The sequence below is a fragment of the Bordetella petrii genome, assembly GCF_020991325.1.
Classification (GTDB): domain Bacteria; phylum Pseudomonadota; class Gammaproteobacteria; order Burkholderiales; family Burkholderiaceae_B; genus Bordetella_A; species Bordetella_A petrii_E.
In genome coordinates this window covers 1-4,687 of sequence record NZ_JAJMLX010000324.1, presented here as the reverse complement: position 1 = coordinate 4,687, position 4,687 = coordinate 1, and the positions used below count along the sequence as shown (strand labels likewise).

The window sequence follows — 4,687 nt, the reverse complement described above, 5'->3', positions numbered from 1 at the left end:
CGCCGGCATGGCCTACGCGCTGGCGGCGGGCCTGTGCTGGGCCCTGTACATCGTGTTCGGCCGGCAGGCCAGCGTGCGCCATGGCCCCCACACCCTGGCGCTGGCCGCCACGGTGGCGGCCCTGATCGCGCTGCCTTTCGGCCTGGCCCATGCCGGCCCGGCCATGTTTTCGGCGCACATCATTCCCCTGGCCGTCGGCGTGGCCATTCTCTCCAGTTCGCTGCCCTATGCCCTGGAAATCGTGGTGCTGGGCCGCATGCCCGTGCGCATGTTCGGCACCCTGCTCAGCCTGGAACCCGTGCTGGCCGCCTTGTCGGGCCTGCTGTTCCTGGGCGAGGCCCTGTCCGGCATGCAATGGGCGGCGGTGGCCGCCATCGTGGCGGCATCGGCCGGCATCACGGCCGGCGGCGGCAGGCAAGCGGACAGCGGTGGCGCCCCACGCCGCGGCAGGCCATCGTAGGCGGGTTTATGATGGCCCGGCAGGCGCGCGCAAGCCGCCAACCCCTTACAAGGAACCAGACATGTCCACAGAAAAGGTTGCATTGATCACCGCCGGAGGCAGCGGCATGGGCGCCGCCGCGGCGCGCAAGCTGGCCGAAGAAGGCTTCGGCATCGCCATTCTTTCATCGTCGGGCAAGGGCGAGGCCCTGGCCGGTGAACTGGGCGGGCTGGGCGTTACCGGATCCAACCTGAACCCGGACGACATCGCGCGGCTGGTCGATGGCGCCATGCAGCGCTGGGGCCGCATCGACGCGGTGGTCAATAGCGCCGGGCACGGCCCGAAGGGCAAGCTGCTGGACATCCCCGACGCCGACTGGCAGCTGGGCATGGAATACTACCTGCTGAACGTGGTACGCATTACCCGCCTGGTGGCGCCCATCATGCGCCAGCAGCGCAGCGGCTCTATCGTGAACATTTCCACCTACGCCACCTTCGAGCCCGAGGCGCTGTTCCCCACGTCGGGCGTGTTCCGTGCCGGCCTGGCCGCCTTCACCAAGGTGTTTTCCGACGAATACGCGGCCGACAATGTCCGCATGAACAACGTGCTGCCCGGCTTCATCGACAGCCTGCCCGAAAAAGACGACCGCCGCGTGCGCATCCCCATGGGACGCTACGGGCGCTCGGACGAAGTGGCCGACCTGATCGCCTTCCTGGCTTCGGACAAGTCCAGCTATATCACCGGGCAGAACATCCGCATCGACGGGGGCATTACGCGATCGGTATAGCGCCCCTTCCTTTCATTTCCTTTGCAAGAGTCTTGCCGCATGACCACGCTCTACACTCTTACCCGCGGCGATGCGCCGCTGGTCATCAACATTCCGCACGTGGGCACCTGGGTGCCCACCGAGCTGCGGCCCCTGATGACGCCCCCCGCCCTGGGCGTGCCGGATACCGACTGGCACGTGGACCGGCTGTACGACTTCGCGCGCGGCCTGGGCGTGACCCTGATGGCCGCCACGCATTCGCGCTATGTCGTCGACCTGAACCGCGACCCTGAAGGCGGCATCCTGTATCCGGGCGCGTCCAACACCGAACTGTGCCCCACCGGCCGTTTCGACGGCGGACCGGTCTGGAGCGAAGGCTCGGCCGGCCACCCGCTGCTGGACGTGGCGGCGCGCCGCCGCCAGTATTTCGACCCCTACCATGCGCAATTGGCCGCCGAGCTGCAGCGGGTGCATGCACAGCATGGCTACGTGGTGCTGCTGGACGGCCATTCCATCATCTCGCGCTGCGAGCGATTCTTCGAAGGCCGGCTGCCCGACCTGAATCTGGGCACCGCCGACGGGGCCAGTTGCGCGCCCGCGCTGCAGCAGGCGGCCGTGGCCGCTCTGGCCACGGCGCCCGAGTTCAGCCACGTGGTCAACGGCCGCTTCAAGGGCGGCTGGATCACCCGCCACTATGGCCAGCCGCAGCGCGGCTACCACGCCGTGCAGCTGGAAATGGCGCTCGAAGCCTACATGACGGAAAGCGAGCCCTACAACTGGGACCCGCAGCGCGCCGCCGGCCTGGTGCGCGTGCTGCGAACACTGGTCGACGCCTTGCTGGCGTGGCGGCCGGAGTAAAGGGCCCACCCCCGTAGCGCTGCGCGCTCCCCCCTCAAGGGGGCGACGCTGGCGGACCGGCAAAGCCGGCTCCGCGGCGTCCCGGATTCGGGGCGCCCCGTTTTAGGTGTCTGACTCCCGCAGGGTGTCAGACACCGATGGGGGCACAGGTTCGACCCGACGGGGTCAGGCACCCTACGGGAGCCAGACCCCTGGTCAAGCCGCTCAAGGCTTGACGATGTGCCAGACGCTCTTGACGTTGTCGCCCTGCTTGTCGCCGGGCTTGGCATCCTTCACGAACAGGTACAGGGGCTTGCCCTGGTAGGCCCATTGTTTGGATCCGTCATCGCGGGTGACGATGCTGTAGTCGCCCTGCGGCTTGGCGTCGGCGCCGGCGGCCAGCGGCGGCCAGGCCTTGGCGCAACCGTCGTTGCACACGCTCTTGCCGGCGCTGTCGTTGTCGAAGGTGTATAGGGTCATGCCGGCCTGGTCGACCAGCATGCCGTCCTGGGTCTTGACGGGGGCCTGGGCGTGCGCGGCGGCGGCGAACAGGGCGCAGGCCGCCAGCATGGCGGCCCAGCGGGCGGTGGCGATACGTACAGTCATGGCTTGCTCCTTGGTAAACGCATACTGCGACAGGTGTCCGCCCCGCCCCGGCTTGATCGCGTAACCGCGAAAAACCGTGTCAGTCGCGGAAGTTCTGGTACTGCAGGGGCAGATCGACGTCGGTTTTGCGCAGCAGGGCAATGGCCTCTTGCAGGTCGTCGCGCTTCTTGCCGCTGACGCGCAGTTTGTCGCCGTTGATCTGGCTTTCCACTTTCAGCTTCGCGCCCTTGATGGCGGCGATCAGCTTCTTGGCCACGGCCTGCTCAATGCCCTGGCGCACCGTGACCTTCTGGCGGGCCCCGCCCAGGTTTTCAAGGGGATCGGCCACGTCCAGGCAGCGCACATCGATGCCGCGCGCCGACATCCGGCCGCGCAGGATGTCCAGCATCTGCTTCAGCTGGAACGCGCTGGGCGCCACCTGGGTAACCACGAACTCTTCGAGTTCAAATTTGGCGTCGGTACCTTTGAAATCGAAGCGGGTCGCCAGCTCGCGGTTGGCCTGGTCGACCGCATTGCTGAGTTCGTGCTTGTCCACTTCGGAAACCACGTCGAAACTGGGCATGGTTGCAACCTATAAAGAGTCAATCAACGGCGGCCTCCCGCCGCCGGCGCATCCATGCAGTTTATGTCGTTTTGACGCGCGCCGCGCAAGCGGCGATATCATGCGGGCTGGACGGCCCGCCCTGGGGCCGCCATTACCGGGAAAGCCCATGTTCTACAACGTACTGAAACTCGCGCATGTCCTGGCCGTCATCCTGTGGGTGGGCGGCATGATCTTCGCGTTCTGTTTCCTGCGTCCCGCCGTCGCGCCGCTGGCGCCGCCCCAGAAGCTGGGCCTGATGCGCGATGTGCTGGGGCGCTTCCTGAACGCGGTAGCCTGGGCCGTGGTGGTGGCGCTAGGCAGCGGCGCCTGGATGATAGGCCGCTCGGCCCGCCAGGCGGCCGAGTCCGGCGGCAGCTTCCACATGCCGCCGTCCTGGATGGCCATGGCCGTCCTGGGGCTGCTCATGACGGTCATTTTCGGCCACATCCGCTATGCGCTGTATCCGCGGCTGGCGCGGGCCGTGCAGGCGCAGGAATGGCCCGCGGCCGGCGCCGCCATGGGGTCGGTGAAGACCTGGGTGGCGGTCAACCTGGCCTTGGGCCTGCTGGTGGTGGCCGTGGTGATGCTGGGCTGAAGGCCTGCTTCAGTCGATGGCCGCGCCCGCGGTGCGCACGACCTTGCCCAGGCGTTCGTATTCCTGCGCGCCGAATGCCGCCAGGTCGCTGCGCGAGGTTGCCGCCGGCATGGCGCCGCGCGACTCAAGGGCCTGGCGCACTTCGGGCCGCTCCAGCGTGCGGCGCACCGCGGCGTTCAATGCGTCCAGCATCTGGGGCGGCGTACCCTTCGGGGCATACAGGCCGTCCCAGGCGAAGAAGCCGTAGCCCTTCACGCCGCTTTCGTCGATGGTGGGAATGTCCGGATGCGAGGCCACCCGCTCGGGCGTGGTCACGGCCAGGGCGCGCAGCTTGCCGGCCTGGATCTGGCCGGCCACGTTGGGCATGACGTCGATCAGCAAGGAAATGCGGCCGCCCAGCAGGTCGGTCATGGCCGCCGCGCCGCCCTTGTACGGGATGTGCATCAATTGCACGCCCGCCATCTGTTTCAGCAGTTCACAGGCCAGGTGCGACGAAGTGCCGTTGCCGGCCGACCCACAGGTCAGTTCGCCGGGATGTTGCTTGGCATAGTCCAGCAGTTGCGCCAGCGACTGGAAGCGCTGATCGTTGCCGTTGACCACCAGCACCGCGGCGATCGTGGTGAAGCGCGAAATCGGCTCGAAGTCCTGCGGGGTATAACCGGGCGTCTTGTACAGCCAGTGGTTGGTGGCCTGGGTGCCGTTGGTTCCGTAGGTCAGCGTGTAGCCGTCGGGATTGGCGCGCGCGCCGATAGAGGTGCCGATATTGCCGCCGGCGCCCGGCCGGTTCTCGACCACGATGGGCTGGCCCAGTTCGCGGCCCAGGGGGTCGGCCACCAGGCGCGCCAGCGTGTCGCCGCCGCC

Annotated in this window: 7 protein-coding genes; 4 read left to right on the top strand and 3 right to left on the bottom strand. The window is 67.8% G+C overall.

Annotated elements, in window-relative coordinates; genetic code table 11:
• The 3 genes from LPZ50_RS21970 to hutG form a co-directional block, all read left to right on the top strand.
• Positions 1-460, top strand: a 460-nt coding sequence (locus tag LPZ50_RS21970) for an EamA family transporter (RefSeq protein WP_230664941.1), incomplete at its 5' end; no start/stop codon positions are given.
• 61 nt (positions 461-521) lie between these two features.
• A complete protein-coding gene (locus LPZ50_RS21965; protein ID WP_230664939.1) occupies positions 522-1,226 on the top strand; it encodes an SDR family oxidoreductase in 705 nt (234 codons plus the stop codon).
• Between the two features lie 39 nt (positions 1,227-1,265).
• On the top strand, positions 1,266-2,063 hold the full coding sequence (hutG, locus tag LPZ50_RS21960) for an N-formylglutamate deformylase (RefSeq protein ID WP_230664937.1): 798 nt from the start codon (positions 1,266-1,268) through the stop codon (positions 2,061-2,063).
• Positions 2,064-2,267: 204 nt separating this feature from the next.
• Here hutG and LPZ50_RS21955 read toward each other — a convergent pair whose 3' ends face one another.
• Both LPZ50_RS21955 and LPZ50_RS21950 read right to left on the bottom strand, forming a co-directional pair.
• Positions 2,268-2,648, bottom strand: a complete 381-nt coding sequence (locus tag LPZ50_RS21955) for a hypothetical protein (protein ID WP_230664936.1) — start codon at positions 2,646-2,648, stop codon at positions 2,268-2,270.
• 79 nt (positions 2,649-2,727) lie between these two features.
• Entirely contained in the window at positions 2,728-3,210 is a 483-nt protein-coding gene (locus LPZ50_RS21950; protein ID WP_230664934.1) for a YajQ family cyclic di-GMP-binding protein, read from the bottom strand.
• A gap of 148 nt (positions 3,211-3,358) precedes the next feature.
• On the opposite strand from LPZ50_RS21950, the gene LPZ50_RS21945 reads away from it, so the two are divergent.
• The gene (locus tag LPZ50_RS21945; RefSeq protein ID WP_230664932.1) at positions 3,359-3,826 is read left to right on the top strand and encodes a CopD family protein; all 468 of its coding nucleotides are present in this window, start codon (positions 3,359-3,361) and stop codon (positions 3,824-3,826) included.
• A gap of 9 nt (positions 3,827-3,835) precedes the next feature.
• On the opposite strand, the gene LPZ50_RS21940 is transcribed toward LPZ50_RS21945, so the two are convergent.
• A partial coding sequence (locus LPZ50_RS21940; protein ID WP_230664930.1) for a Bug family tripartite tricarboxylate transporter substrate binding protein occupies positions 3,836-4,687 on the bottom strand: 852 nt, incomplete at its 5' end.